Raw genomic sequence first — 26,220 nt, forward strand, 5'->3', positions numbered from 1 at the left:
CGGGCCCGTCCGCGGCGCGTCCGGCCCCCTCACCGAGGACAAGTCGCAGGGACACCATGACCTTTCCGCAGCAACGCAACGGGGAAGCCGAGCCGGCTCCCCCCCGGCCCCGGCCCTCGCTCGCGGCGCGCGCCGCGCACCGGGTGTGGACGGACATCCGCCCGTTCGACCCGGTCCGCTCGATCAAGGGCAAGTTGGCGGTGCTGGTGGTCGTCTCGGTGGTGCTGGCCACCGGGATGGTGGTGGTGGCGATCCGGTCGGAGACCCAGATCCGGATCATCATGATCTTCTCGCTGATCGCCTCGCTGCTGTTCATGCAGTTCCTGGCGAACGGGCTGACGGCGCCGCTGCGCGACATGACGGCGGCGGCGCGGTCGATGGCGGAGGGCGACTACAGCGCCCGGGTCGAGGTGTCCTCGCGGGACGAGATCGGCGAGCTGGCCGACACCTTCAACCGGATGGCGGGCGACCTGGAGGCCGCCGACCGGCACCGCCGCGAGCTGATCGCCAACGTCTCGCACGAGCTGCGCACGCCGATCGCGGCGCTGCGCGGCCTGCTGGAGAACGTGGTGGACGGCGTGGTGAAGCCCGACCCGAAGAACCTGGGCACCGCGCTGGAGCAGACCGAGCGGCTGGGCCGGCTGGTGACCCACCTGCTGGACCTGTCGAAGCTGGACGACGGCGTGGTCCCGCTGGACTCCCGCCCGTTCCCGGTCCGCCCGTTCCTGGACGGGGTGCTGCGCGGGGTGACGGTGGACGGGGCGACGGCGGGCGGCGCGTACGCCCGGCGCGGGGACGTCCGGCTGGAGGTGGAGGTGGAGCCGGCCGGGCTGTCCGCGGTGGCGGACGAGGAGCGGCTGCACCAGGTGGTGGCCAACCTGGTGGACAACGCCTGCAAGCACTCGCCGGCCGGCGGCACCGTGACGGTGCGGGCCCGGGCGGCCGAGGGCGGCGGGCTGCTGCTGGAGGTGGAGGACCAGGGTCCGGGCATCCCGGCGGCGGACCGCGAGCGGGTCTTCGAGCGGTTCGGCCGGAGCGGTTCGCCGACCGCGCTGGGGCCGGGCAGCGACGGCGGGACGGGCCTCGGGCTGGCGATCGCGCGCTGGGCGGTGGACCTGCACGGCGGCCGGATCCGGGTGGCGGAGGCGGCCGCGGGCTGCCGGATCGAGGTCACCCTGCCGGGTGAGACGCCGGCGCCGGTCTGAGACTGTGGCGGAATCGGTACAAACCGGGGACGGGCTGCTCGGCACCGGCCCCCGCTCCGGACCGCCAACTGGTCCAGACCACTACTTCGTCCGATTTTCTGCCAGTATGACCACGACCGATCAGGGGCCCTTTTCCCTGATTTCCGGCATCCCTAACGCTCGGATCCGGCCAAAAACCCGCTCGGCGGTGTGATCTGGGTGACGCCTGACCACCGGGGACTGCGCGATCACTGGTCGGAGGCGTAGCCTTAATCCCCGCTGTCCACCATCCCAAAAGGAAGCGGAAGAGGGCGGTTGCCCCGTGTCGCCACACCAAGAAACCCCCAGCTCGGCAAGCTCCACTGGCTTCGGCCCCAATGAGTGGCTCGTCGACGAGATCTACCAGCAGTACCTCCAGGACCCGGCCTCGGTCGACCGTGCCTGGTGGGACTTTTTCGCCGACTACAAGCCCGGTACCGAGGTGACTCCAGTGACCCAGGCCGCAACTCCGGTCGGCGCCCAGCCGACCCCCGTTGCCGCTCCCGTTGCCGCAGCTCCGGCCGCGCCCGCCGCCCCCGCGCCCGTCGCGCCGGCGCCCGCGCAGCCGGTGGCCGCCCCCGCGCCGCTCCCGGCCGCCCCCGCCGCGCCGAAGGCGGCGGCCCCGGCCGCCGCCGCGCCCGCGAAGGCCGCCGCCGAGGGCCCCGAGCTGGTCCAGCTGCGCGGCCCGGCCAAGGCCGTGGCGTCCAACATGGACGCCTCGCTGGAGGTTCCGACCGCCACCTCGGTGCGCGCCGTCCCGGCGAAGCTGCTGATCGACAACCGCATCGTCATCAACAACCACCTGCAGCGCGCCCGCGGCGGCAAGGTGTCCTTCACCCACCTGATCGGCTACGCGCTGGTCCAGGCCGTGAAGGCCAACCCCGCGATGAACTACAGCTACAAGGTGGAGGACGGCAAGTCCTACCTGGTGAAGCCCGAGCACGTGAACCTGGGCCTCGCCATCGACCTGGTCAAGCCGAACGGCGACCGCCAGCTGGTCGTCGCGGCCATCAAGAAGGCCGAGACGCTCGACTTCTTCGGCTTCTGGCAGGCCTACGAGGACATCGTCCGCCGGGCCCGCGCCAACAAGCTGACCATGGACGACTTCACCGGCGTCACGGTCTCGCTGACCAACCCCGGCGGCATCGGCACCGTGCACTCCGTGCCGCGCCTGATGCAGAACCAGGGCACCATCGTCGGCGTCGGCGCGATGGAGTACCCGGCCGAGTTCCAGGGCTCCTCCCAGGAGACGCTGGCCCGCCTGGGCATCTCCAAGATCATGACCCTGACCTCGACCTACGACCACCGGGTCATCCAGGGCGCGGCCTCGGGCGAGTTCCTCCGCTCGATCCACCAGCTGCTGCTGGGCGCGAACAACTTCTACGACGAGGTGTTCGAGTCCCTGCGGATCCCGTACGAGCCGGTGCGCTGGGCGACCGACGTGGCGACCACCCACGACGACGAGGTCAACAAGACCGCCCGGGTCATCGAGCTGATCCACTCCTACCGGGTCCGCGGCCACCTGATGGCCGACACCGACCCGCTGGAGTACATGCAGCGCAAGCACCCCGACCTGGACGTCGTCTCGCACGGCCTCACCCTGTGGGACCTGGAGCGCGAGTTCGCGGTCGGCGGCTTCGGCGGCCAGAAGATGATGAAGCTCCGCGACATCCTCGGCCTGCTGCGCAACACCTACTGCCGCACCGTCGGCATCGAGTACATGCACATCCAGGACCCGGCGCAGCGCAAGTGGCTGCAGGAGCGCCTGGAGAAGCCGTACACCAAGCCGGAGCGCGAGGAGCAGCTGCGCATCCTGCGCCGGCTGAACTCGGCCGAGGCGTTCGAGACCTTCCTGCAGACCAAGTACGTCGGGCAGAAGCGGTTCTCGCTGGAGGGCGGCGAGTCGCTCATCCCGCTGCTGGACGCCACCATCGACGCCGCCGCCGAGCACCGCCTCGACGAGGCCGTCATCGGCATGGCGCACCGCGGCCGGCTGAACGTGCTGGCGAACATCGTCGGCAAGCCGTTCGGCAAGATCTTCGGCGAGTTCGAGGGCAACCTCGACCCGAAGTCGATGCACGGCTCCGGCGACGTGAAGTACCACCTGGGCTCCGAGGGCACCTTCACCGGCCTGGACGGCGAGACCATCAAGGTGTCGCTGGCCGCCAACCCCTCGCACCTGGAGACCGTCGACCCGGTCGTCGAGGGCATCGCCCGCGCCAAGCAGGACATCCTGGACTTCGGCGGCACCACCTTCCCGGTGCTCCCGATCCAGATCCACGGCGACGCGGCCTTCGCGGGCCAGGGCGTGGTCGCGGAGACCCTGAACATGTCGCAGCTGCGCGGCTACCGCACCGGCGGCACCGTGCACATCGTGGTCAACAACCAGGTCGGCTTCACCGCCGCCCCGGCCTCCTCGCGCTCCTCGATGTACTGCACCGACGTGGCCCGGATGATCGAGGCGCCGATCTTCCACGTGAACGGCGACGACCCGGAGGCCGTGGTCCGCGTCGCGCGCCTGGCCTTCGAGTTCCGCCAGCAGTTCCACAAGGACGTCGTGATCGACCTCATCTGCTACCGCCGCCGCGGTCACAACGAGGCCGACAACCCGTCGTTCACCCAGCCGCTGATGTACGACCTGATCGACAAGAAGCGCTCGGTGCGCAAGCTCTACACCGAGGCGCTGATCGGTCGCGGCGACATCACCATGGAAGAGGCCGAGCAGGCGCTGCAGGACTTCCAGGGCCAGCTGGAGAAGGTGTTCTCCGAGGTCCGCGAGGCCGTCGCCGCCCCGGCCCCGGCCGAGGCCGGCCGCCCGGTCGCGGACTTCCCGGTGTCGATCCAGACCGGCATCTCCGCCGAGATGGTCAAGCGGATCGCCGCCTCGCAGGTCAACCTGCCGGACTGGCTGACCGTGCACCCGCGCCTGCTGCCGCAGCTGCAGCGCCGCGCCGCCTCGGTCGAGGACAACACCATCGACTGGGCCACCGGCGAGGCGCTCGCCATCGGCTCGCTGCTGATGGAGGGCCACCCGGTCCGGCTGGCCGGCCAGGACTCCCGCCGCGGCACCTTCGGCCAGCGCCACGCGGTGCTGATCGACCGGAACACCGGCGAGGACTACACCCCGCTGATGTACCTGACCGAGGACCAGGCCCGGTTCACCGTCTACGACTCGCTGCTCAGCGAGTACGCGGCGATGGGCTTCGAGTACGGTTACTCGCTGACCCGCCCGAACGCGCTGGTCATGTGGGAGGCGCAGTTCGGCGACTTCGTCAACGGCGCGCAGACCATGGTCGACGAGTACATCGCGTCCGCCGAGCAGAAGTGGGGCCAGCACTCCGGCGTCACCCTGCTGCTGCCGCACGGCATGGAGGGCCAGGGCCCGGACCACTCGTCCGCCCGCCCGGAGCGCTTCCTGGCGCTGTGCGCGCAGGACAACATGACGGTCGCCATGCCGACCCTGCCGTCGAACTACTTCCACCTGCTGCGCTGGCAGGCGCACAACCCGCACCACAAGCCGCTCATCGTCTTCACCCCGAAGTCGATGCTGCGCCTGAAGGCCGCGGCGTCCGCCACCTCCGAGTTCCTCAGCGGCTCGTTCCGCCCGGTGATCGGGGACAGCACGGTCGACCCGGCGCAGGTCCGCAAGGTGGTGATCACCTCCGGCAAGTTCTACTACGACCTGGAGGCGGCCCGGACCGCGCGCGGCACCACCGACACCGCGATCGTCCGCGTCGAGCGCCTGTACCCGCTGCCGGTGGCCGAGCTCCAGGAGGAGCTCAGCCGCTACGGCGACGACGTGCAGTTCGTCTGGGCGCAGGAGGAGCCGGCCAACCAGGGCGCCTGGCCGTTCATCGCCATGAACCTGGTCGACCACCTGCAGGTCGTGATCGGCCGCTCCGGTGGCAACGCCCGGCTGCGCCGGGTCGCCCGCACGGCCTCCTCGGCCCCCGCGGTCGGCTCCGCCAAGCGGCACGCGGCCGAGCAGCAGGCGCTGATCGAAGAGGTGTTCTCGCTCTGACCCGCTGAGGCGCGGCACCGCACCGACCGCCCCCGTCCCCGGTTCTCCGGGGGCGGGGGCGGTTCCGTTTCCGGACCGTGATGCGCTGCGGACCGCCGCGGGCTGCACGGGTTCTGACGGATCGATAGGTTATGGGGCGCCGTCCGGTGGAGCCGCCCGGACGGCCGTCTTCCGGCACCGTCGTCCAAGGGGGAACCGCCGCATGGCAGCCGACACTCCGCAGAACGCCGTCCCACTCCCACCGGTCTTCCAGCCGCTGCTGCCGGACGACCCCCGGGAGGTCGGCGGGTACCGGCTGTTCGCCCGCCTCGGCGCCGGCGGCATGGGCCGGGTCTACCTGTCGTACACGCCGGGCGGCCGGCCGGTGGCGCTCAAGGTGGTCCGGCCGGAGTTCGCCGAGGACGGGGAGTTCCGCCGCCGCTTCGCGCAGGAGGTGAGCAGCGCCCAGCGCATCCACGGGCTGTACACGGCGCAGGTGATCGACTCCGGCGGCCTGGAGTCGGGCGCGCCGTGGCTGGTCACCTCGTACGTGCCCGGGCCGTCGCTGCAGCAGGTGGTGCGCGAGCACGGGGCGCTGCCGGTGCGCACGGTGCTGCTGCTGGTGGGCGGGATCGCGGAGGCGCTGCAGGCGATCCACAGCGTGCGGGTGGTGCACCGGGACCTCAAGCCGGCCAACGTGCTGGTGGCCGCGGACGGGCCGCGGGTGATCGACTTCGGCATCGCCCGGGCCGCCGACGCGACGGCGCTGACCGGCACCGGCTACCGGATCGGCTCGCCCGCCTTCATGTCGCCGGAGCAGGCCCAGGGCCGGCCGGTCACCGCGGCCACCGACGTGTTCGCGCTGGGCGCGCTGGCCGCGTACGTGGCGGGCGGCGCGCCGCCGTTCGGCGACGGGCCGGACACCGCGGTGCTGTACCGGGTGGTGCACGAGGAGCCGGAGCTGGGCACCGTGCCGGCGCCGCTGCGCGAGCTGATCGGGCGCTGCCTGGCCAAGGACCCTCAGGACCGGCCGACGCCCGCCGAGATCATCGAGGCGGCCCGGGAGCACCCGGTGGTGGGCGGGCAGCTGCGGTTCGGCGAGGACTGGCTGCCGGGGCAGGTGAACACCGAGATCACCCGGCGCTCCGACCTGCCGAGGACCCCGCCGACGCCGCTGCCGGCCGCGCCGCCGACCCTGCCGGCCACTCCCCCGCTGCCGCTCGCCCCGCCGGCCCAGCCGCCCGCGCAGGCGCACACCCCGGCGCCGCACGCCCCGGCGCCGCACACTCCGGCGCCGCACGCCCCGCTGCCGCCGGCCGGGGCGTTCGGGCCGCCCGTGCCCGTCTCGGAGGCGGTCACCGGCCCGGTGGCGCCGGCCGATCCGACGGTGCGGCTGACCGAGCAGCACACCCCGCCGCCCGGCCCGGCCGTCCCGTTCGCCGCCGGGCCCGTCCCGGTGGCAGCCCCCGCTCCGGCCGCCGGGCGGGAGGAGCGCCGCCGCGGGGTGTCCTGGAAGACCCTGCTGGTGGTCGCGCTGGTGACGCTGCTGGCGGGCACCGCGGGCGGGCTGGTGCTGATGAAGCAGCTCGGCAAGAACGACAGGAAGGACGACCGGCCGGTCGCCACCCAGACCGTCACGGTGGGCCCGAGCCCGGCGGGCGGCGGGGTGGGCGGCGACGGCGGCGGCAGCCAGGACCGGGTGTCGGCCCCGCCGTCGGCGTCCGGGTCCGCCGGTGCGAAGTCCTCGGCCTCCGCGTCGGCCCACCAGAGCGGGGCGCCGGCCGGGTTCACCGCGGTCTACACCGACCGCGCGCTGTCCGCGCCCAGCAACGACTACGGCTTCGACCTGCTCAACGGCAAGGTGGTGCCGACCTCGATCAGCGACACCCTGGTGCGGCCCAGCTACGACAAGCTGTACGTGCCGGACGACTTCGACCGCTACCTCAGCAAGTCGGACTCGCTCAGCCCGCAGGAGTGCTCGGACGCCATCGACAAGAACCCGAGCGCCGCGTTCCCGTACGGCGACCTGCCGCCGGGCCGGCTGATCTGCGTGCGCAACCGGCAGAGCTGGGGCGTGGCGATCATGAAGATCACCAACGTCGGCAACGACGGCGCGGTGTCGCTCTCGCTCAGCTACTACCGGTACAACGGCTGATCGCGGCGCCACTATCCTGGGGTGCGACGGACCTGGAACCACCCACCCCCGGAGCGAACCACCGTGTACTTCACCGACCGCGGCATCGAGGAGTTGGAGAGCCGGCGTGGCGAGGAGGAGGTCACTTTCGAGTGGCTGGCCGAGCGCCTGCGGGAGTTCGTGGACCTGAACCCGGACTTCGAGGTGCCGGTGGAGCGGCTGGCCACCTGGCTGGCCCGGCTGGACGACGAGGACGACGAGTGACCGGCTGACGCACCGTCAGCAGCACGGCCCGGGAGGCGAGTTCGCCTCCCGGGCCGTCCGCGTTCCCGGGGTTCCCCCGGAGGGCGGGTCGGGGCCGGGTCGGGGTGCGCTCCGGGTCGGGATCGGGGTCGGGCCTCCTTGACTTCCCGGTCACGCGATATATCGTGAATAACAGAAGAACGCGATACATCGCGTATGGGCGGACGGGGAGCCGGAAATGACCCAGTGGACGGTAGACAGCACCGAGCAGATCGCCTTCGACGAGAGCGTGCACACCCTGCACGTCCGGGTCGTCGACGGCGCCGTGAACGTGGTCCCCACCGAGGGGCCCGCCCGGCTGGAGGTGGCCAGGCTGGAGGGCGAGCCGCTCCAGGTCACCCTGGAGGACGGCGTGCTCACGGTCACCTACAAGGACCTCAGCTGGGGCGAGTTCGGCGAGGCCGTGAAGTCCGTGCAGACGGTGAAGTCCTTCTTCTCCGGGCTGCGCCGCAAGCGCAGCGCCGACCTGACGGTCGCGGTGCCGGCCGCCGCCGTGGTCCGGGTCGGCACCGTCTCCGCCGACGCCACCGTCTCCGGCATCGCCGGCGAGGTCGGCGTGCACGGGGCCAGCGGCGCCACCACGCTGGCCGGGCTGACCGGCCTGGTCAGCGCCAACACCGTCTCGGGGGACGTGGACGCCGAGGGCCTGTCCGGCGAGCTGAAGGTCAACACGGTGTCCGGCGCCGTCACCCTGGTGGCCGGCTCGGCGACCAGGATCCGCGCCCACTCGGTCTCCGGCGCCGTCACCCTGGACCTGGACGCCGCCACCCCCACCGACATCGGCGTCAACACCGTCTCCGGCCCGGTCGGCGTCCGGCTGCCCGCCCTCGCCGACGCCAAGGTCGAGGCCGGCACCACCAGCGGGACGCTCTCCAGCGCCTTCGCCGAGCTGAGCGTCGGCGGCGGCTGGGGCTCCAAGAAGCTCTCCGGCCAGCTCGGCACCGGCCGCGGCCGCCTCGCGGTGACCACCGTGACCGGCGCGGTCACCGTCCAGCGCCGCCCCGAGGCCGAGGAGGACCGCCCGCTCAAGGAGCTGTCGGCCTCCCCGCTCGACCTGACCAAGGAGTCCTGATGACACCGGTGTTCGGCCACGGGCGGCTGCGCCTCTACCTGCTGAAGCTGCTCGACGAGAGCCCCCGGCACGGCTACGAGGTGATCCGGCTGCTGGAGGAGCGCTTCCACGGCCTGTACGCGCCCTCCGCGGGCACCGTCTACCCCCGGCTGGCCAAGCTGGAGGCCGAGGGCCTGGTCAGCCACACCACCGAGGGCGGCCGCAAGGTCTACCGGCTGACCGACGCCGGGCGGAGCGAACTCGCCTCCCGGGCGGCCGAGTTGACCGACCTGGAGGTCGAGATCCACGACTCGGTCGGCCAGCTCGCCGGGGCCATCCGGCAGGACGTCCGGGACAACGCCAAGGACCTGCGCGCCGAGCTGTGGAACCAGGCCGCCGCCGACCCCGCCGCGTCCTCGGCCGGGACGCCCTGGCGCGACCAGGAGTCCTGGCAGCGGGCCAAGGAGGAGTTCGCCCGGCTCAAGGCCGAGACCAAGGAGCAGGCCCGGCGCGCCAAGGAGCAGGAGAAGGCCGCCCGGCAGCAGACCAAGGCCGCCGAGGCGGAGGCCCGGAAGCTGCGCGAGCAGTCCAAGGCCGCCCGCACCGCTGCCCAGCAGGAGGCGCTGCGGCTCAAGCGCCGGGTCGAGGAGCAGGTCAGGGCGCACGCCGCGGGCGGCGACTGGTCGGCCGGCCTGGCCGAGGGCCTGGCCGAACTGACCCGCGGCCTGGGCTCGTTGGCGGACGCCGCGCGCTGGGGCGCGCCCGAGGAGCCGGCCGTCCGGATCGACCTCGACAAGGACGCCCCGGCGCCCGAGGCCGCCGACCTGCCGGACTGGGCCCGCACCGACCCGGACGGCGACCCGGCCCGCGAGCTGGAGCGGCTGCTCGACCGGTTCCGCGACCACGTCCGGGACACCGCCCGCGACCGCGGCGTCGACGCCGCCCGGCTGGCCCGCGCCCAGCAGGCGCTGGCCGCCGCCGCCCGCGCCCTGTACGGGCGCTGACGGCGCGTCAGAGACCCGGAGCGCTCCCGAGGACGGGTCGGGGGCGCTCCGCCCGCTGCGCGGGGCTTGGCCGCGGCGGGGCGGCGGGGGCCGTCAGGGGGTGAGCACCAGCTTGCCGAACACGTCCCCGCGCTCCAGCCGGGCGAACGCCTCCCGGGCCTCCGTCAGCGGCAGCACCGAGTCGATCACCGGCCGCACCCCGGCGTTGGCGCACAGCGCCAGCAGGCCGGCCAGCTCCTCCTTGGAGCCCATCGTCGAGCCGACCACCTTCAGCTCCAGGAAGAAGATCCGGTTCAGCTCGGCGGCCTTCGGGTTCGGCCCGCTGGTGGCCCCCGAGATCACGATCGTGCCGCCCGGGCGCAGCGACTTCACCGAGTGCGACCAGGTCGCCGCGCCGACCGTCTCCAGCACCGCGTCCACCCGCTCGGGCAGCCGGGCCCCGCTCTCGAACGCGGCGTCCGCACCGAGCTCCACCGCCCGGGCCCGCTTCGCCTCGTCCCGCCCGGTGACCCACACCCGCAGCCCGGCCGCCTTGGCCAGCACCACCAGCGCGGTCGACACCCCGCCGCCGGCGCCCTGCACCAGCACGGTGTCGCCGGGCTTCACCCCGGCGTTGGTGAACAGCATCCGGTACGCGGTCAGCCAGGCGGTGGGCAGGCAGGCGGCCTGCTCGAAGCTCAGTTCGGCGGGCTTGGGCAGCAGGTTCCAGGTCGGCACCGCGACGCGCTGGGCGAAGGTGCCCTGGTAGCGCTCGGTCAGGATCGAGCGCGGCTCGTGCGGGCCGACGCCGTGGCCGCTCTGGCCGATCACCGAGTGGATCACCACCTCGTTGCCGTCCTGGTCCACGCCCGCCGCGTCGCAGCCGAGCACCATCGGCAGCCGCTCGGCGGGCAGGCCCACCCCGCGCAGCGACCACAGGTCGTGGTGGTTGAGCGTGGCGGCCTTCACCGTCACCACGCTCCAGCCCGGCCGCGCCTCCGGTTCGGGCAGCTCGCCCAGCTCCAGCGCGCTCAAGGGGTCGTCGGGACTGATACGGGCGGCGTAGGCAGCGAACATGCCCGGACCATAGCCCCGCGGGGCCCGGCCCGTTAACCGCGACGCACTGTGAACGTCCCCATATTGCTTTTCCCGCACCGCCGTTCCGCGCCCCGCGCCCCGTGCCGGGGGAAGACGGACGGCGGGGTCCGCCCCGGACGGTGTCCCGTCCCCGGGCGGACCCCGCGGTACCGCGGCTGCGCGTCAGATCCGGGCGATGCCCTCCGCCTTCGCCGCCTCCGCGACCGCGCGGGTGACCGCCGGGGCGACCCGCTCGTCGAAGGGCGACGGGATGACCTTCTGCGGCGTCAGCTCGTCGGCGACGACGCCCGCCAGGGCCTTCGCCGCGGCGAGCTTCATGCCCTCGGAGATCCGGCCGGCCCGGACCGAGAGCGCGCCGGCGAAGATGCCCGGGAAGGCCAGCACGTTGTTGATCTGGTTCGGGAAGTCGGAGCGCCCGGTGGCGACGACCGCCGCGTACCGGTGGGCCACCTCGGGGTGGATCTCCGGGGTGGGGTTGGCCATGGCGAAGACGAAGCAGCCCGGCGCCATGGTGGCGACGACCTCCTCCGGGACGGTGCCGCCGGAGACGCCGATGAACACGTCCGCGCCCGCCAGCGCGTCGGCCAGGGTGCCCGTGCGGCCGGTCCGGTTGGTGAGCGCCGCGATCTCGGCCTTGGCGTCGGTGAGGTCCTCGCGGCCCTGGTGGACCACGCCCCGGCGGTCGCAGACCGCGACGTCGCCGATGCCGGCGGCCAGCAGCATCTTGGCGATGGCGATGCCGGCCGCGCCCGCGCCGGAGATGACCGCGCGCAGGTCGCCGACCTGACGGCCGGTCACCTTGGCGGCGTTCCACAGCGCGGCGGTGGTGACGATCGCGGTGCCGTGCTGGTCGTCGTGGAAGACCGGGATGTCGAGCCGCTCCTGGAGCTGCTTCTCGATCTCGAAGCAGCGCGGGGCGGAGATGTCCTCCAGGTTGACGCCGCCGAAGGACGGGGCGAGCCGGACGACGGTCTCGACGATCTCGTCGACGCCGGTGCAGTCCAGCGCGATCGGCACCGCGTCGACGCCGCCGAACTGCTTGAACAGGATGGCCTTGCCCTCCATCACGGGCAGCGAGGCCCGCGGGCCGATGTCGCCGAGGCCGAGCACCGCGGTGCCGTCGGTGACGACGGCCACGGTGTTGGACTTCCAGGTGTAGTCGTCGACCAGTTCGGGCTGTTCGGCGATGGCGGTGCAGACCCGGGCCACGCCCGGGGTGTAGGCGAGCGACAGGTCCTCGGCGTCGCGCACCGGGACGGTCGCCCGGATCTCCATCTTGCCGCCGCGGTGGAGCGCGAAGACGGCGTCCACCGGGTCGTCGGTGCTCTGGGTGTCGGTGATGATCTCCGCTGCCACAATGACCTCTTCGTCATATCAGCGAAGGCGCGCGTCCGACGGACTATCGGCCCGGCCACGCGGGAACGCGTGAGTCCGAGTCCGCCGCTCGAGGCGGACTCGGGTCCGGGTCGGGCGCTGCCGTCGGCGGCGCCCTCGGGTGAGGGTATAGGTGTTCTGCGCTGTTTCGTCCGGATCCGGCACCGCACCTGTGCCGGGTCCTTCTTGTCCGCGTGGCCCCCGAAGCGAGGGGTCCGCAGGGCACTCGCAGGAGTGAACGCAGACACGGAGGGGAGCTGGCGCCTTCGGATACGGAGCCGGTGACGGCTTCCGTTCCTGGGCACCCCGGCCCTGTGGCGAACCGGCGGTCTGAGTTCTGCGTCGGGGGTCACCCGATACCAGATTCTGACACACCCGCTACCCGATCCATCAGGTCGGGATGGCAGTATCCGGTGTTCGACCACCGTTGTCCGGACGTTCCCGCGCCTGTCGGGCCGCGTCCTGCCCCGTCGCACCCGGCCGCGCCCACCGGCGCGCAGCGGCGGGGGCCCGCCCCACCTCTCCCACAGGAGGACCCAGATGTCGACGGACACTCCCCCCGCCAGATCCGGCGCCGTTCCCCGCCCCGCCGCCCTCGCCGCCGCCGCGGTGGCCGGCTCGCTGCTGCTGGCGGGCTGCGGCTCCGGCACCCCGTCCGGCGGCAGCGCCCCGGACACCGACCTGCACGCCCAACTGCCCGCGCAGGTACGGTCCGCGGGGGTGCTGCGGATCGGCTCGGACCTGACCTACGCTCCGATCGGATTCAAGGGCGAGGGCGGCAAGCCGGACGGGCTGGACGTGGACCTGGCCCACGCGCTGGGCGACGCGCTGGGCGTGCAGGTGCAGTTCGTCGACGCGCCGTTCGACCGGCTGCGGCTGGGGCTGCAGGCGCACGAGTACGACCTGCTGATGTCCGGGATGACCGACAACCCGCAGCGCCGGGACGGCACCGACGACCAGGCCCGCAAGATCAACGAGGGCCTGGACTTCGTCGACTACTTCGTCACCGGCACCTCGATCGTGGTGGCCAAGGGCAACCCGCAGAAGATCGCCACCCTGGACGACCTGTGCGGGCGGACGGTCGCGCTGCAGCGCGGCACCGTCCAGTCGGTGCTGATGGAGCGCCAGGTCGGGGCCTGCCAGAAGGCCGGCAAGAAGCTGACGGTGACCGAGACCGACACCGACGACCAGGCGCTGGCGCTGGTGGCCCAGGGCCGGGCGGCGGCCGACCTGAACGACTCCCCGGTCGCGGCGCACGCGGTCAAGAACGGCCGGGCCGGGGCGCAGTTCCAACTGGCCGGCGAGCAGTTGCAGGTGGCGCCGTACGGGATCGCGTTCGCCAAGGAGGACACCGCGCTGCGGGACGCCGTGGCGAAGGCGCTGAACCGGCTGATCCGGGACGGGGTGTACGACAAGGTGCTGGCCAAGTGGGGCCTGGGCGACGGCGCGGTGCAGAGCGCCGTGGTGAACGGCAGCTTCTGACCGGACGGGCGGGCCGGGGCCGGGCGGACCGGGTCCGGAGTGTCACCCGGTGCATGGGCATGCACCGGGTGGCATGGTCGGGGAAAAGCTCCGCATACCGGACAGTCATCCGTCCTGTTATCCGATTTTGATCTGGGAGGGGGTCCGATTTCCCACCCACAGTGGCAGGATTCCCCCCACATCGGATCCACCTGTCACCTCGGCGGAGGGTGGCGAGCACCGAACTGCTGTACCGCTCGGCACTACCGGCGGCGCGGCGCCCCGTCCGATTCCCCCAGGAGGAGATCCCCCATGCCCGCTGCCCGTAACCCGCGTCTCCGGCCGATCACCGCAGCCGCCGTCCTCGCGGCCGGCTCCCTGCTCCTCACCGCGTGCGGAAGCGGCGGAGGCGGCTCCGCCGGCGGCGTCAACACCTCGGCACCGCTCTACGGCAAGCTTCCCGCCGAGATCCAGAAGGCCGGCGTCATCAAGGTCGGCTCCGAGGTCGCCTACGCCCCCGTGGAGTACAAGCAGGGCGAGAAGATCGTCGGCATCGACCCCGACCTGGCGGACGCGCTCGGCAAGCAGCTGGGGGTCAAGTTCCAGATCCAGGACGCCGGGTTCGACACCCTGATCACCTCCCTCGGCACCAAGCGGATCGACCTGATCATGTCCGCGATGACGGACAACAAGGACCGCCAGGGCAAGGGCGTCGAGTTCGTCGACTACTTCCGGGCCGGCACCTCGATCCTGACCCAGAAGGGCAACCCGAAGGGCATCCACTCGCTCGACGACCTGTGCGGCCAGACGGTCGCCCTGCAGAAGGCGACCGTCAACGAGGACGCCGCGAAGACCCAGTCCGACAAGTGCACCGCGGCGGGCAAGGGCGCGATCACCATCCAGGGGTACGAGCACGACGGCGAGGCCCTGCTCAAGCTGAAGTCCGGCGCCGCCGTCGCCGACCTCAACGACTACCCGGTCGCCGCCTACAACGCGCAGACGTCCGGCGGCGGCAAGGACTTCGAGGTCGTCGGCGAGCAGATCGACCCGGGCCTCTACGGAATCGGCGTGGCCAAGGACAACACCCAGCTCCGCGACGCCGTCAAGGCCGGCGTGGAAGCCCTCATCGCCAACGGCGAGTACGCCAAGATCCTCGACAAGTACAACGTGAAGCTCGGTGCGGTCAGTTCCGTGACCGTCAACGGCGGTTCCTGACCCGCACCCGGGTGGGCACGCGACGGTGTCCACCCGGCGGGCCCCCGCAAACCGCCGTCCGCCCGAGAGGCTCTTTCCCATGACATCCGTCAACACCGGTGCCGGCGAGGTCCCTGCCGAGCACACGATCAAGGCGATCCCGGTGCGCCACTACGGCCGGTGGGTATCGGCCGTCGTCGTGCTCCTCCTCCTGGCCGCGCTGATCGCGGCGTTCGCCGGGGCCGACATCCAGTGGTCCATCACCGGCGACAACCTCTTCACCTCGGCATCGGTCTCGGGGGCGTGGCACACCCTGCTGATCAGTGTCTGCGCGATGGCCCTGGGCCTGCTCCTCGGCGTGGTCGCCGCAGTGATGCGGCTGTCGCAGAACCCCGTCACCTCGTCGGTGGCCTGGGGGTACATCTGGCTCTTCCGCGGCACCCCGGTGCTGGTCCAGCTGTTGATCTGGTGGAACCTCGCGCTGGTCTTCCCCACCGTGTTCGGCGTCTCGACGAACACCCTCGTCACGCCCTTCGTCGCCGCGCTCCTCGGCCTCGGCATCAACGAGGGCGCGTACATGGCCGAGATCGTCCGGGCGGGAATCCAGTCCGTGGACGAGGGCCAGGCCGAAGCCGCGCACGCGCTCGGCCTCTCCAGGGCCAAGACCATGCGGCGCATCATCCTCCCCCAGGCCATGCGCGTCATCGTCCCCCCCACGGGCAACGAGTTCATCAACATGCTGAAGACCTCGTCGCTCGCGTACGTGGTGACCTACGGCGAGCTCATGACCAAGGCCAAGGACGTCTACACCAACAACCTCGCGGTCATGGAACTGCTCTTCGTCACCTGCTTCTGGTACCTGGTGCTCACCACGGTCTTCAGCGTCGGCCAGTACTACCTGGAGCGCTACTACGCGAAGGGCGCCACCCGTACGTTGCCACCTACTCCCCTGCAGAAGATCAAGGCGAACCTGCTCTCCCTTGGGCGTGCGCGATGACCGATTTCCAGAAGCCCGCTTCCGGCCAGGTCCTGGTCAAGGCCGAAGGGGTCCGCAAGTCCTACGGCCCGCTCGAAGTCCTCAAGGGCATCGACCTGGAGGTCCGCGCCGGTGAGGTGTTCTGCCTCGTCGGGCCGTCCGGCTCCGGCAAGTCGACGTTCCTCCGGTGCATCAACCACCTGGAGAAGATCAACGCCGGCCGGCTGTCGGTCGACGGCAACCTGGTCGGGTACCGCGAGAAGGGCGGCCGGCTCTACGAGTTGAAGGACAGCGAGGTCGCGCTCCAGCGCCGCGACATCGGCATGGTCTTCCAGCGCTTCAACCTCTTCCCGCACATGACGGTGGTGGAGAACATCATCGAGGCCCCCGTCCAGGTCAAGGGAACGGGGAAGGCGGCGGCGAAGGAGAAGGCCCGCGAACTGCTGGCCCGGGTCGGACTGGCCGACAAGGCCGACAACTACCCCGCGCAGCTCTCGGGCGGCCAGCAGCAGCGCGTCGCCATCGCCCGCGCCCTCGCGATGGAGCCCAAGCTCATGCTCTTCGACGAGCCGACCTCCGCGCTCGACCCGGAGCTGGTGGGCGACGTGCTGGACGTCATGCGGCAGCTCGCCCGGGACGGGATGACCATGATCGTGGTCACGCACGAGATGGCGTTCGCCCGCGAGGTCGGTGACGCCCTGGTCTTCATGGACGGCGGCGTGGTCGTGGAGTCCGGCCACCCCCGCGACGTGCTCACGAACCCGCAGCACGACCGCACGAAGGCGTTCCTGTCCAGGGTCCTCTGAGACGCACGGCGAGGTCCCGCTCCGAGGTCCCGGAGCGGGACCTCGCCGCGTCCCCGGTCGGTCGCCCGAGCCGGGTCCCAGCCGGACGTAATACCCTGGAGTGGCTCGACCCATTACACCTGCCCCGGAAGGACCTCCCGTGGAGCTCGCCTCGTACGCCGACTTCGCCGTCCGGCTGGTCAACAGCGAGGAGCCCGACCGCGGCACCGACACCCTCACCACGGTGGACGCCGTCCGGGACCTGTTCGGCGAGCCGTCCCGGGCCTCCGCGCTGGCCGACGAGACCGACCTGCCCCGGCTGCGCGCCGTCCGGACCAGGCTCCGCGGGGTGTTCGAGGCCGCCGCCGCGGGCGAGGACGTCCGGGCCGTCGACCTGCTCAACAGCCTGATGGTGGAGTACCCGGTCAGCCCGCTGGTCTCCGGCCACGACGACCTGGACGACACCGGCCGCCCCAACTGGCACCTGCACCTGGCCGACAACGCGCCCACCGCGGCCGCCAACTACGCCGCCGTCTCCTGCATGGGCCTGGCCATCCACCTCACCGGCCTCGGCGTCGACCGGCTCGGCATCTGCCAGGCCGCCCCCTGCCGCAACGCCTACCTGGACACCTCCACCAACCGCTCCCGCCGCTACTGCTCCGACCGCTGCGCCACCCGCGCCAACGTGGCCGCCTACCGGGCCCGCAAGCGCCAGGAGGCCCAGCGCACACTGTCCGTGCCCGGCTGAGCACCCGTCACAACCGGTCCTCGAACGGGGTGCTGACGCCCAGCCGCTCCGCCAGCCGCGGCACCCGCCCGCCCAGCGGACGCCCGCGCAGCGCCCGCTCCAGCCGCCGCCCCGGCGCCAGCCAGGCCGGCCGCGGGGCCAGCCGCAGCAGCACCCGGCCGAGCACCAGCCCGTCCGGCACCGGCCCGTACTCGCGGCTGTCGGTGCGCACCAGCGGGTTGTCCGAGAGCATCCACCAGCCGCCCGGCCGCCGCTCCGCCGCCCGCTTGACCACCAGCAGGTCCTGCTGCAGCGGGTGCCGGAACAGCGCGATCGCCCCGGGCCGCAGCGGCGCACCGTAGCGCACCAGCACCCGGTCGCCGTCGGAGAGCAGCCGGCGCATCGACGGGCCGGCGACGTCGACGACGCCGAGCGGTGCCCCATATCGCACGATTCGGACTCCTTCTTTTGCCCTAGGCCCCCGGGGCGGCCGCGATTTCGGCCTGCCGTGAGGGTAATGTCGGGCGCGGGAAGACGATCTAAGGAAGGACCCCCATGTTCTCTCGTCTGTTTGCTCCGCGAGTCACCGCCCACGCCCACTGCGACCTGCCCTGCGGCGTGTACGACCCGGCCCAGGCCCGCATCGAGGCCGAGTCGGTGAAGGCCACTCAGGAGAAGTACCAGGCCAACGAGGACGCCGAGTTCCGGGCTCGCGCCATCGTCATCAAGGAGGAGCGCGCCGAGCTGGTCAAGCACCACCTCTCGGTGCTGCACACCGACTACTTCAAGGCCCCGCACTTCGAGGCCTACCCGGGCCTGCACGACCTGTTCAACCGCGCCGGCAAGGCCGCCTCGGCCGCCAAGGCGTCCACCGACCCGGCCACCGGTCAGGCCCTGCTGGACCTGATCGCCGAGATCGACGCGATCTTCTGGGAGACCAAGAAGGCCTGACCCCGCGTCAGCCCTCGCCGGACACCCGGCTGCCACCGCCCCTCCCGGGGCCCGGCAGCCGGGTGTTCGGCGTTTCCGGCCCCGTCCGCCCCCTCCCCGGCCCGCTCTCGACCCGTCCTCGCCCCGTCCTCGACCCGCCCCCGGCACTTCACCCGAGAACATAATGGTGCTAGTTTCATTAGCACCATGTTGCTGAGACTGGACACCAAGGACACCCGGCCCCTGCACGAGCAGGTCGCCGCCGCCGTCCGCCGCGCCGTCGCCGAGGGCGAGTTCCGCCCCGGCGACCGACTGCCCTCCGCGCGCGACCTCGCGCAGGCCCTCGACGTGAACGTCAACACCGTGCTGCGCGGTCTGCGCGACCTGCGCGACAACGGGGTGCTGGAGTTCCGCCGGGGCCGGGGCGTGACGGTCGCGGACGGCGCCGAGCGGCGCTCGGGGCTGCTGGAGCAGGCCCGCGCGCTGGTCGCGGAGGCCGCCAGGGCCGGGTACGGCAGGGACGAACTCATCGAAATGATCAGGGGGATACCGTGAGCGAGCAGGAGAACGGCGGACGGGGCGGCCTGTGGTGGCCGACGCTCTGGGTGGCGGGCAGCGCCGTGCTGACCGCCCTGCTGCCGCTGACCGTCGGCGACCGGCTGCCCGACCGGCTGGCCACCCACTGGCGCGGCAGCACCGCGAACGGCTCGATGCCGCTGTGGGCGGCCTGCCTGGTCCCGGCGCTGATCTGGGCGGTGCCGGGCGCCGCGGGCCTGCTGGCGCTGCGCCGGACCGACCCGCTGCTGCGGGTCTGGACCCTGGCCGGCCTGCTGTCGGGCGGCGTGTTGTTCCTCGGCCTGCAGACCGCCGCGGTCCGCGCCAACCTCGACCGCGCCGACTGGCACGGGGCCCGGCTCCCGCTGGGCTGGTTCCTCGGCGCACTGGCCGCCGCGCTGCTGACCGGCCTGGCGGTGCGGCTGCTGGGCGGGCGCGGGCTGTCGGCCGCCGCTCCCCCGGCGCCCGCCGGCCCGGTGCTGGACCTCCCCGAGGGCGAGCGCCTGGCGTGGTTCTCCCGGGCCGCCAACCCCGCGCTGCGGGTGCTCGCGGCGGTCAGCGGCCCGCCGGCCGCGGTGGCCCTGCTGGGCAGCGCGACCGGCCTGTTCGGGGCGGAGTGGGGCTGGCCGCTGGCCGCCGTGCTCGCGGTGCTCTGCCTGGCCGCCGCGTCCTGCTGCTCGGTGCGGGTGCGGGTCTCCGACACCGGCCTGGAGGTGGCGCTGGGCCCGCTCGGCCTGCCGACCCGCCGCTGGGCGCTGGCCGAGCTGGAGTCGGCCCGGGTCGAACGCCGGCTGCCCTCCCAAGTCGGCGGCTGGGGCTACCGGTTGAGCGGGCTCGGCACCACCGTGATGCTGCGCGCCGGCGAGTGCCTGGTGGTCCGGATCCGCGCCACCGGCCACGACTTCGCGGTCAGCGTCGACGACGCCGAGCGCGGCGCCGCCCTGCTGAACGCGCTGCGCGCCCGGCAGTCCGCCTGAGCGCCCGCCCCGCCCCTCCCCCCACCGGCAGCACCGCCCGGAGACCGTTTCCGGCGGTGCTGCCCCGGGCATAAAGCCCATTCCGGATGAAGGGGTGAGATGAGTACGCTCGACCGTATGATCCGCACCGCGACTCCCGCCGACGTCCCCTTCGTCCACACCATGATCCGCGAACTCGCCGAGTACGAGCGGGCGCTGCCCGAGGCGAAGGCCACCCGGGAGCAGCTGCACGACGCGCTGTTCGGCGAGCACCCGGCGGTGTTCGGCCTGATCGCCGAGGAGGAGGGCTCGGGCGAGCCGGTCGGCTTCGCGCTCTGGTTCCGCAACTTCTCGACCTGGCGCGGCACCCACGGCATCTACCTGGAAGACCTGTACGTCCGCCCGGAGAAGCGCGGCGGCGGCCACGGCAAGGCGCTGCTGACCGAGCTGGCCCGGATCTGCGTGGAGCGCGGCTACCAGCGCCTGGAGTGGTCGGTGCTGGACTGGAACGAGCCCTCGATCGGCTTCTACAAGTCGCTCGGCGCGGTGCCGATGGACGAGTGGACGGTCTTCCGGCTGACCGACGGCGCGCTCGCCGAGCTCGGCTCCCGGCCGCGCTGAGCGCGCCCCCGTTCGAACGGTGATCCCTCGTTCCCGTGACGGTGCGGCGAGATCACGACAGACCACCCCCGGGCGCGGTAACGTCTCGGGGCACAAGGCAGTTGAACCGAGCCAGTGGTGTTGGCAGCTTCCCCCGGCCGCAAGCACCGTGCGTCACCCAGGAGGTGAGGGTGTCCCAGATCGACGGCGAGCCCGGAGTGAAGGACTTCGTTGAGGTCCGGCTGCCCGCGGCGGGCGCCTATCTCTCGGTGCTGCGAACGGCGACGGCCGGTCTCGCGGCACGACTCGACTTCACCCTGGACGAGATCGAGGACCTCCGCATCGCGGTGGACGAGGCCTGCGCGATCCTGCTCCAACAGGCCGTTCCCGGCTCGATCCTGAGCTGCGAGTTCCGGCTGGTGGACGACGCGCTGCGGGTGACCGTCTCCGCCCCGACCACCGACGGCCGGGCCCCGGAGCGGGACACCTTCGCCTGGACGGTGCTCTCCGCGCTGGCCGGCGAGGTGGACTCCGCGGTCGGGTCGGACAACACGGTCTCGATCAGCCTGAACAAGAAGCGCGGCGGGTCGCCGGGCCAGCCGTAGCCAGTGACGTGTTCTCGGAACGGAACGGGTGATCGCCGTGAGTGATCTGGACCGCACAGTTGCCGTCGTACCGCCGCAGGCGAGCGCCGCCCGCACCGCCGCCCCTGACGAAGCCTTCCCGAAGGACTCCCACCGGATGAGCCAGCCGACCGACCCGAAGCCCGAGCGGCCCGAGACGGCGCCCGCGGCCGAGCCCGCGGAGGGCGGCGGCCCGGCGGCCGCCGCCGAGGCCGTGCGCTCGACCGTCCCGGCGCAGGGGCACCGCAGCGGTGCCCCGGACCGCGAGGCGGCCCGGGCGCTGTTCGTGCGGCTGTCCCAGCTGCCGGAGGGGTCGGCGGAGCGGGTGGAGATCCGCAACCAGCTGGTCCGGATGCACATCCCGCTGGTGGAGCACCTGGCCCGCCGCTTCCGCAACCGCGGCGAGCCGCTGGACGACCTGACCCAGGTCGCCACCATCGGCCTGATCAAGTCGGTGGACCGGTTCGACCACGAGCGCGGGGTGGAGTTCTCCACCTACGCGACGCCGACCATCGTCGGCGAGATCAAGCGGCACTTCCGGGACAAGGGCTGGGCGGTGCGGGTGCCGCGCCGGCTGCAGGAGCTGCGGCTGTCGCTGACCACGGCGACCAGCGAGCTCTCCCAGCGGCACGGCCGGTCGCCGACGGTGCACGAGCTGGCCGAGCACCTGGGCATCTCGGAGGAGGACGTGCTGGAGGGCCTGGAGTCCGCCAACGCGTACTCCACGCTCTCGCTGGACGTGCCGGACAGCGACGACGAGTCGCCGGCCGTGGCGGACACCCTGGGCGCCACCGACGAGGCGCTGGAGGGCGTCGAGTACCGCGAGTCGCTGAAGCCGCTGCTGGCCCAACTCCCGCCCCGGGAGCAGAAGATCCTGGTGCTGCGGTTCTTCCGGAACATGACCCAGTCGCAGATCGCGGCCGAGGTGGGCATCTCCCAGATGCACGTCTCCCGGCTGCTGGCCCGCACCCTGGCACAGCTGCGCGAGAAGCTGCTGGTCGAGGAGTAGCCCCCGCACGGCAGCACCGCACGACGTCGCAGGGCCCGCCCCCACCCGGGGACGGGCCCTGCGGCGTGCCGGCGCGGCGGGCGGCTACTGCTCGTCGGGGGCGCCGTAGAGCACGGCGGTGACCTTCGGGTTGAGCAGCGCGACGATGCCGGCCAGGCCGATCGCCGCGACGGCGGCGCCGAGCGCGACCATCGCCGCGCCGCCGGGCTGCCACATGTAGTAGGCGACGGGCAGGCAGATGGAGTTGGTGAGCACCGCGGGGCTGCGGCCCCAGCGCTGCCCGCGCAGCAGCGCGCGGGCGGCCAGCAGCGGCAGCAGGCCCATCAGCAGCAGGACGGCGCCGCCCAGCTCGGCGCGGCCGAAGTCGGCGTCCGCGCCGGTGAAGCCGGACAGCAGGTTGTAGACGCCCCAGCCGGCCATGGCCGCGCCCTCCAGCGCGGTGGTCGCCGCGCCGACGAGCAGCGGAACGGGCCGGGCGGCGGGGGCGGGGGCGGGGGCGGATTCAGCGGTCACCGGGCCAGGGTAGCGGTGGGCTTATGTCGGGCGGGTCGTAGGCTGATCACCATGCGCGCTCTCCTGGTCGTGAACCCGAAGGCGACCACCACCAGTGGCCGGACCCGGGACGTGCTGATCCACGCCCTGCGCAGCGACCTGAAGCTGGACGTCGCGCAGACCCAGTACCGCGGCCACGCCCGGGACCTGGCCCAGCAGGCGGCCGAGGACGGCTCGGTGGACCTGGTGGTGGCGCTGGGGGGCGACGGCACGGTCAACGAGGTGGTGAACGGCCTGCTGACGCACGGGCCGGGCGAGCGGGTGCCGCGGCTGGCGGTGGTGCCGGGCGGTTCGACCAACGTGTTCGCCCGCGCGCTGGGCCTGCCGAACGACCCGGTGGAGGCGACCGGCGCGCTGCTGGACGCGCTGGCGGGCCGCCGGGAGCGGGCGATCGGCCTGGGCAAGGCGCTGACCGACGGGCTGCCGGACCGCTGGTTCACCTTCACCGCGGGCCTGGGTTTCGACGCGGGCGTGGTGGGCCGGGTGGAGCGCCAGCGCCGGGCGGGGCGCAAATCCACCCACGCGCTCTACCTGGTGGAGGCGCTCCGGCACTACATCACCGAGCGTGAACACCGCCGTTCGGGGCCGATCTCCCTGGAGATCAATGGCGGGGACCCGGTGCCGGGCATGGTGATGGCCATAGTGTCGAACACTTCACCGTGGACGTTCCTGGGTTCCCGTCCGGTCTTCCCCTCGCCGTCGGCGTCCTTCGAAACCGATCTGGACATCTTCGGCATCACTCGAATGACCGCGTTCCGGACCGCCCGAACGGTCCGTCAGATCCTCCGTCCGCTGCCCGCCGCGGAGGGGGGCGAACGCCCGCCCGGCCCGTCCGGCAAGCACCTCGTCTCCTATCACGACGTTCGGCACTTCACCTTGGTTTCAGAGGAACCGGCCCCGTTTCAGGTCGACGGGGACCACCTTGGAGACAGGAGTCGCGTCAGTTTCACAGGCGTACGGCGGGCACTGCGTGTGATTGTGTGACCAGAAGGGGGACCTTGCCTTGCACTCGAACGTTCGAGCCCCTTCACCCCATAGAAGTACCGCCTGTGAGGTAGGCGACACCGAAGAATCAAAAATTTCTTGCCGAAGGGGGTTGTATCCGGCTTCGAGGTTTGCGAACCTCTACATGGCGATCGGGACACACCGCAGCGGGACACCGCGGGAGAGCCCCTCGAATCGCCGAACCCCCTCAGCACAGACCGCCCGGGCCCGATGGGCCTTAGGTCCCTTTTGCTGTTGCGGGATTCGTGAAAGCGTTCACATTCACAAGCCATTCGAGTGAGTCGCGGGCCACAGCCCGTCGACCGGAGGAGTTGGACGACCATGGACTGGCGCCACCGCGCTGTCTGCCGCGAAGAGGACCCGGAGCTGTTCTTCCCGATCGGGAACACCGGCCCTGCTCTGCTGCAGATCGAGGAAGCCAAGGCCGTGTGCCGCCGTTGTCCCGTGATGGAGCAGTGCCTGCAGTGGGCGCTGGAGACCGGCCAGGACGCCGGCGTCTGGGGCGGCATGAGCGAGGACGAGCGTCGCGCGATGAAGCGCCGCGCTGCCCGCAACCGCGCCCGCACCGCCTGACACACCCGCTGACGCACCGTCAGCAGTAGTACGGATCAACCCACGATCAAGGGTTCGGCCGCGACTGGCCGGCCGAGCCTTCCCGAACGGGCCCCGCTCGATCCGCGGGACCGACGACGCGAGCCGTCCGGGCACTTGATACTGTTCACGCAGAGCAATATCGTTGGCCCGTGGCGCTCACCGTGTGCAATGCACGGAGGCGAACGTCGCGCCACACCAGAAGCCCCCGTTCCGGCCGACTCCCCCCGACGGCCGGACCGGGTCGAGAGGCCCTGCCGACCCACCCCCCCCGGTCGGCAGGGCCTCGTTTCTGTCTCCGCGGCCCTGCCGTCAGGGCCCCGGTCTCCGCGGCCCTGACGGGGAGGCCCCGCCGGGCGGCCCCGTCAGCGGACGGGGATCTCCAGCACCACCTTGGTGCCGCCCTCGGGCGCGGCCACCATGTCGAAGCTGCCGCCGAGTTCACCGGTGGCCAGGGTGCGGACGATCTGCAGGCCGAGGTTGCCGGCCTGCTGCGGGTCGAAGCCCTCGGGCATGCCGCGGCCGTCATCCTGCACGGTGATCAGCAGGTACTCCTCGGCCTTCACGCCGTTGTTCCAGGTGTCCGACCAGCCCTTGCCGCCGGCCGGGGCGCGGCCGCGCAGCGCGCTGACCTCCAGGTTGCCGGAGGCGCTGGGTCCGAAGGCGTGTTCCAGGGCGTTCTGGGTCAGTTCGGTGAGGATCATCGCCAGCGGGGTGGCGACCTCGGCGGACAGGATGCCGAAGGAGCCGCTGCGGCGGGCCACCACCCGGCCGTCCTGGGAGAGTTCCATCACCATGGCCAGCACCCGGTCGGCGATCTCGTCGAACGCCACCGACTCGTCCAGGGCCTGGGAGAGCGTCTCGTGCACGATGGCGATCGAGCCGACCCGGCGGACGGCCTCGTCCAGGGCGGCCCGGCCGGCCGGCGAGTCCATCCGGCGGGACTGCAGCCGCAGCAGGGCGGCGACGGTCTGCAGGTTGTTCTTCACCCGGTGGTGGATCTCCCGGATGGTGGCGTCCTTGGTCATCAATTCGCGGTCGCGGCGCCGCAGTTCGGTGACGTCCCGGCAGAGCACCAGGGAGCCGGTGGGGGTGCCCTTGGGCTTGAGCGGGATGGTCCGCAGGGTCACCACGCCGCCCTGGGCCTCGATCTCGGTCTGCCGGGGCGCCCAGCCGCTGGCCATCTTCACCAGCGCCTCGTGCACCGCGCCGCGGCTGGGCGGCACCAGTTCGGCGGTGGTCTGGCCGAGGTGACTGCCCACCAGGTCGGTGGTCAGGCCGAGCCGGTGGTAGGCGGAGAGCGCGTTGGGGCTGGCGTACGTCACCACGCCCTCCACGTCGAGCCGGATCAGGCCGTCGCCGACCCGGGGCGCGGCGTCCATGTCGGCCTGTTCGGCGCCCGGGAAGGGGAAGCTGCCGGCGGCGATCATCTGGGCCAGGTCGGAGGCGCTCTGCAGGTAGGTGAGCTCCAGCCGGCTGGGGGTGCGGACGGTCAGCAGGTTGGTGTTGCGGGCGATCACGCCGAGCACCTTGCCGTCCCGTCGCACCGGGATGGACTCCACCCGCACCGGCACCTCCTCCCGCCACTCCGGGTCGCCCTCGCGGACGATCCGCCCCTCGTCGTAGGCGGCGTCCAGCAGCGGGCGGCGGCCGCGCGGCACCAGGTGGCCGACCATGTCGTCCTGGTACGAGGTGGGGCCGGTGTTGGGCCGCATCTGGGCCACCGAGACGTAGCGGATGCCGTCCCAGGTGGGGATCCACAGCACCAGGTCGGCGAAGGACAGGTCGGAGAGCAGCTGCCACTCCGAGACCAGGAGGTGCAGCCACTCCACGTCGGCACCGGTGAGGGTGGTGTGGCGGCGGACGAGTTCGTTCAGCGAGGGCACACCGTGAGGGTATCGCCGTCCACCTCGGCCCACGTTGTCCAGACCAATTGCGGGTCGCCTCTGGACAACCACAATTGGTCTAGTCCACAATGAACATGCACCAAGGAGAGGCCCTCCGCGCAACTGCCCTGACCGCGCGAGGCCCCTCCTCGGTCGGAGGCGTCGTTCGAGGGTCCCGCACAACTCTCGGACGGTCCCCGCCTC

24 protein-coding genes are annotated in these 26,220 nt (G+C 72.4%); 19 read left to right on the top strand and 5 right to left on the bottom strand.

The window, feature by feature from the left end:
* The first annotated feature begins 56 nt into the window (after positions 1-56).
* From IH44_RS0102955 to IH44_RS0102980, 6 genes are all read left to right on the top strand, one after another.
* Positions 57-1,205, top strand: coding sequence for an ATP-binding protein (locus tag IH44_RS0102955; RefSeq protein WP_030457776.1), 1,149 nt, complete (start codon positions 57-59; stop codon positions 1,203-1,205).
* A 301-nt stretch (positions 1,206-1,506) separates the two neighbouring features.
* Positions 1,507-5,244, top strand: coding sequence for a multifunctional oxoglutarate decarboxylase/oxoglutarate dehydrogenase thiamine pyrophosphate-binding subunit/dihydrolipoyllysine-residue succinyltransferase subunit (locus IH44_RS0102960; RefSeq protein WP_035953692.1), 3,738 nt, complete (start codon positions 1,507-1,509; stop codon positions 5,242-5,244).
* A 202-nt stretch (positions 5,245-5,446) separates the two neighbouring features.
* Positions 5,447-7,378: a serine/threonine-protein kinase gene (locus IH44_RS0102965; RefSeq protein ID WP_051816488.1), complete on the top strand. Its 1,932-nt coding sequence runs from the start codon at positions 5,447-5,449 to the stop codon at positions 7,376-7,378.
* Between the two features lie 63 nt (positions 7,379-7,441).
* A complete protein-coding gene (locus tag IH44_RS0102970; protein WP_030457779.1) occupies positions 7,442-7,621 on the top strand; it encodes a DUF6104 family protein in 180 nt (59 codons plus the stop codon).
* 217 nt (positions 7,622-7,838) lie between these two features.
* Positions 7,839-8,732: a DUF4097 family beta strand repeat-containing protein gene (locus IH44_RS0102975; protein ID WP_035953695.1), complete on the top strand. Its 894-nt coding sequence runs from the start codon at positions 7,839-7,841 to the stop codon at positions 8,730-8,732.
* Positions 8,732-9,715 (top strand): PadR family transcriptional regulator, encoded by a 984-nt coding sequence (locus tag IH44_RS0102980; RefSeq protein ID WP_030457781.1) that lies wholly within the window; start codon positions 8,732-8,734, stop codon positions 9,713-9,715. The genes IH44_RS0102975 and IH44_RS0102980 overlap by 1 nt, the downstream gene beginning before the upstream one ends.
* Positions 9,716-9,808: 93 nt before the next feature.
* Here IH44_RS0102980 and IH44_RS0102985 read toward each other — a convergent pair whose 3' ends face one another.
* Positions 9,809-10,771 carry a quinone oxidoreductase gene (locus tag IH44_RS0102985; RefSeq protein ID WP_030457782.1) on the bottom strand — a complete coding sequence of 321 codons (963 nt, stop codon included), beginning with the start codon at positions 10,769-10,771 and terminating at the stop codon, positions 9,809-9,811.
* Positions 10,772-10,954: 183 nt separating this feature from the next.
* Positions 10,955-12,148: an NADP-dependent malic enzyme gene (locus IH44_RS0102990; protein ID WP_030457783.1), complete on the bottom strand. Its 1,194-nt coding sequence runs from the start codon at positions 12,146-12,148 to the stop codon at positions 10,955-10,957.
* A gap of 558 nt (positions 12,149-12,706) precedes the next feature.
* Between IH44_RS0102990 and IH44_RS0102995 the strand changes: the two genes are divergently transcribed.
* The 5 genes from IH44_RS0102995 to IH44_RS0103015 all read left to right on the top strand — a co-directional run bounded on the left by IH44_RS0102995 (position 12,707) and on the right by IH44_RS0103015 (position 17,330).
* Positions 12,707-13,648, top strand: a complete 942-nt coding sequence (locus tag IH44_RS0102995) for an ABC transporter substrate-binding protein (RefSeq protein WP_030457784.1) — start codon at positions 12,707-12,709, stop codon at positions 13,646-13,648.
* Positions 13,649-13,939: 291 nt separating this feature from the next.
* Positions 13,940-14,842 carry an ABC transporter substrate-binding protein gene (locus IH44_RS0103000; protein WP_030457785.1) on the top strand — a complete coding sequence of 301 codons (903 nt, stop codon included), beginning with the start codon at positions 13,940-13,942 and terminating at the stop codon, positions 14,840-14,842.
* Positions 14,843-14,921: 79 nt separating this feature from the next.
* Positions 14,922-15,818, top strand: coding sequence for an amino acid ABC transporter permease (locus IH44_RS0103005; protein ID WP_030457786.1), 897 nt, complete (start codon positions 14,922-14,924; stop codon positions 15,816-15,818).
* Positions 15,815-16,603, top strand: coding sequence for an amino acid ABC transporter ATP-binding protein (locus IH44_RS0103010; RefSeq protein WP_051816489.1), 789 nt, complete (start codon positions 15,815-15,817; stop codon positions 16,601-16,603). The genes IH44_RS0103005 and IH44_RS0103010 overlap by 4 nt, the downstream gene beginning before the upstream one ends.
* A gap of 139 nt (positions 16,604-16,742) precedes the next feature.
* Positions 16,743-17,330: an ABATE domain-containing protein gene (locus IH44_RS0103015; RefSeq protein ID WP_030457788.1), complete on the top strand. Its 588-nt coding sequence runs from the start codon at positions 16,743-16,745 to the stop codon at positions 17,328-17,330.
* Between the two features lie 7 nt (positions 17,331-17,337).
* Here IH44_RS0103015 and sodX read toward each other — a convergent pair whose 3' ends face one another.
* Positions 17,338-17,712 carry a nickel-type superoxide dismutase maturation protease gene (sodX, locus tag IH44_RS0103020; RefSeq protein WP_081966697.1) on the bottom strand — a complete coding sequence of 125 codons (375 nt, stop codon included), beginning with the start codon at positions 17,710-17,712 and terminating at the stop codon, positions 17,338-17,340.
* A gap of 152 nt (positions 17,713-17,864) precedes the next feature.
* Here sodX and sodN point away from each other — a divergent pair, with 152 nt between their 5' ends.
* The 6 genes from sodN to IH44_RS0103050 all read left to right on the top strand — a co-directional run bounded on the left by sodN (position 17,865) and on the right by IH44_RS0103050 (position 21,982).
* A complete protein-coding gene (gene sodN, locus IH44_RS0103025; protein WP_030457790.1) occupies positions 17,865-18,260 on the top strand; it encodes a superoxide dismutase, Ni in 396 nt (131 codons plus the stop codon).
* Between the two features lie 186 nt (positions 18,261-18,446).
* On the top strand, positions 18,447-18,794 hold the full coding sequence (locus IH44_RS0103030) for a GntR family transcriptional regulator (RefSeq protein ID WP_030457791.1): 348 nt from the start codon (positions 18,447-18,449) through the stop codon (positions 18,792-18,794).
* Entirely contained in the window at positions 18,791-19,771 is a 981-nt protein-coding gene (locus IH44_RS0103035; RefSeq protein ID WP_232794797.1) for a DUF1648 domain-containing protein, read from the top strand. Before IH44_RS0103030 ends, IH44_RS0103035 begins: the two co-directional genes overlap by 4 nt.
* Positions 19,772-19,888: 117 nt before the next feature.
* Positions 19,889-20,371 carry a GNAT family N-acetyltransferase gene (locus IH44_RS0103040; protein ID WP_030457793.1) on the top strand — a complete coding sequence of 161 codons (483 nt, stop codon included), beginning with the start codon at positions 19,889-19,891 and terminating at the stop codon, positions 20,369-20,371.
* 170 nt (positions 20,372-20,541) lie between these two features.
* Positions 20,542-20,955, top strand: a complete 414-nt coding sequence (locus IH44_RS0103045) for an anti-sigma regulatory factor (protein WP_030457794.1) — start codon at positions 20,542-20,544, stop codon at positions 20,953-20,955.
* Between the two features lie 37 nt (positions 20,956-20,992).
* A complete protein-coding gene (locus tag IH44_RS0103050; RefSeq protein ID WP_081966698.1) occupies positions 20,993-21,982 on the top strand; it encodes an RNA polymerase sigma factor SigF in 990 nt (329 codons plus the stop codon).
* Between the two features lie 84 nt (positions 21,983-22,066).
* Here IH44_RS0103050 and IH44_RS0103055 read toward each other — a convergent pair whose 3' ends face one another.
* Entirely contained in the window at positions 22,067-22,495 is a 429-nt protein-coding gene (locus tag IH44_RS0103055; protein ID WP_030457796.1) for a hypothetical protein, read from the bottom strand.
* Between the two features lie 51 nt (positions 22,496-22,546).
* Between IH44_RS0103055 and IH44_RS0103060 the strand changes: the two genes are divergently transcribed.
* A complete protein-coding gene (locus tag IH44_RS0103060; RefSeq protein ID WP_030457797.1) occupies positions 22,547-23,518 on the top strand; it encodes a diacylglycerol kinase family protein in 972 nt (323 codons plus the stop codon).
* Between the two features lie 342 nt (positions 23,519-23,860).
* Positions 23,861-24,112, top strand: coding sequence for a WhiB family transcriptional regulator (locus IH44_RS0103065; protein ID WP_014138019.1), 252 nt, complete (start codon positions 23,861-23,863; stop codon positions 24,110-24,112).
* A gap of 383 nt (positions 24,113-24,495) precedes the next feature.
* Here the strand turns inward: IH44_RS0103065 and IH44_RS0103070 are convergent, their stop codons facing one another.
* On the bottom strand, positions 24,496-26,016 hold the full coding sequence (locus IH44_RS0103070) for a sensor histidine kinase (RefSeq protein WP_030457798.1): 1,521 nt from the start codon (positions 26,014-26,016) through the stop codon (positions 24,496-24,498).
* Positions 26,017-26,220 lie beyond the last annotated feature (204 nt).

It is taken from the genome of Kitasatospora sp. NRRL B-11411, from assembly GCF_000721345.1.
Taxonomy (GTDB): domain Bacteria; phylum Actinomycetota; class Actinomycetes; order Streptomycetales; family Streptomycetaceae; genus Kitasatospora; species Kitasatospora cineracea.

Bases quoted from the DNA above. Each gene is read 5' to 3' on its own strand.
- IH44_RS0102955 (WP_030457776.1), top strand. From the start codon at position 57: ATGACCTTTCCGCAGCAACGCAACGGGGAAGCCGAGCCGGCTCCCCCC.
- IH44_RS0102965 (WP_051816488.1), top strand. From the start codon at position 5,447: ATGGCAGCCGACACTCCGCAGAACGCCGTCCCACTCCCACCGGTCTTC.
- IH44_RS0102975 (WP_035953695.1), top strand. From the start codon at position 7,839: ATGACCCAGTGGACGGTAGACAGCACCGAGCAGATCGCCTTCGACGAG.
- IH44_RS0102980 (WP_030457781.1), top strand. From the start codon at position 8,732: ATGACACCGGTGTTCGGCCACGGGCGGCTGCGCCTCTACCTGCTGAAG.
- IH44_RS0102985 (WP_030457782.1), bottom strand. From the start codon at position 10,771: ATGTTCGCTGCCTACGCCGCCCGTATCAGTCCCGACGACCCCTTGAGC.
- IH44_RS0102995 (WP_030457784.1), top strand. From the start codon at position 12,707: ATGTCGACGGACACTCCCCCCGCCAGATCCGGCGCCGTTCCCCGCCCC.
- IH44_RS0103000 (WP_030457785.1), top strand. From the start codon at position 13,940: ATGCCCGCTGCCCGTAACCCGCGTCTCCGGCCGATCACCGCAGCCGCC.
- IH44_RS0103005 (WP_030457786.1), top strand. From the start codon at position 14,922: ATGACATCCGTCAACACCGGTGCCGGCGAGGTCCCTGCCGAGCACACG.
- IH44_RS0103010 (WP_051816489.1), top strand. From the start codon at position 15,815: ATGACCGATTTCCAGAAGCCCGCTTCCGGCCAGGTCCTGGTCAAGGCC.
- sodX (WP_081966697.1), bottom strand. From the start codon at position 17,712: ATGCGCCGGCTGCTCTCCGACGGCGACCGGGTGCTGGTGCGCTACGGT.
- sodN (WP_030457790.1), top strand. From the start codon at position 17,865: ATGTTCTCTCGTCTGTTTGCTCCGCGAGTCACCGCCCACGCCCACTGC.
- IH44_RS0103030 (WP_030457791.1), top strand. From the start codon at position 18,447: ATGTTGCTGAGACTGGACACCAAGGACACCCGGCCCCTGCACGAGCAG.
- IH44_RS0103040 (WP_030457793.1), top strand. From the start codon at position 19,889: ATGATCCGCACCGCGACTCCCGCCGACGTCCCCTTCGTCCACACCATG.
- IH44_RS0103060 (WP_030457797.1), top strand. From the start codon at position 22,547: ATGCGCGCTCTCCTGGTCGTGAACCCGAAGGCGACCACCACCAGTGGC.
- IH44_RS0103065 (WP_014138019.1), top strand. From the start codon at position 23,861: ATGGACTGGCGCCACCGCGCTGTCTGCCGCGAAGAGGACCCGGAGCTG.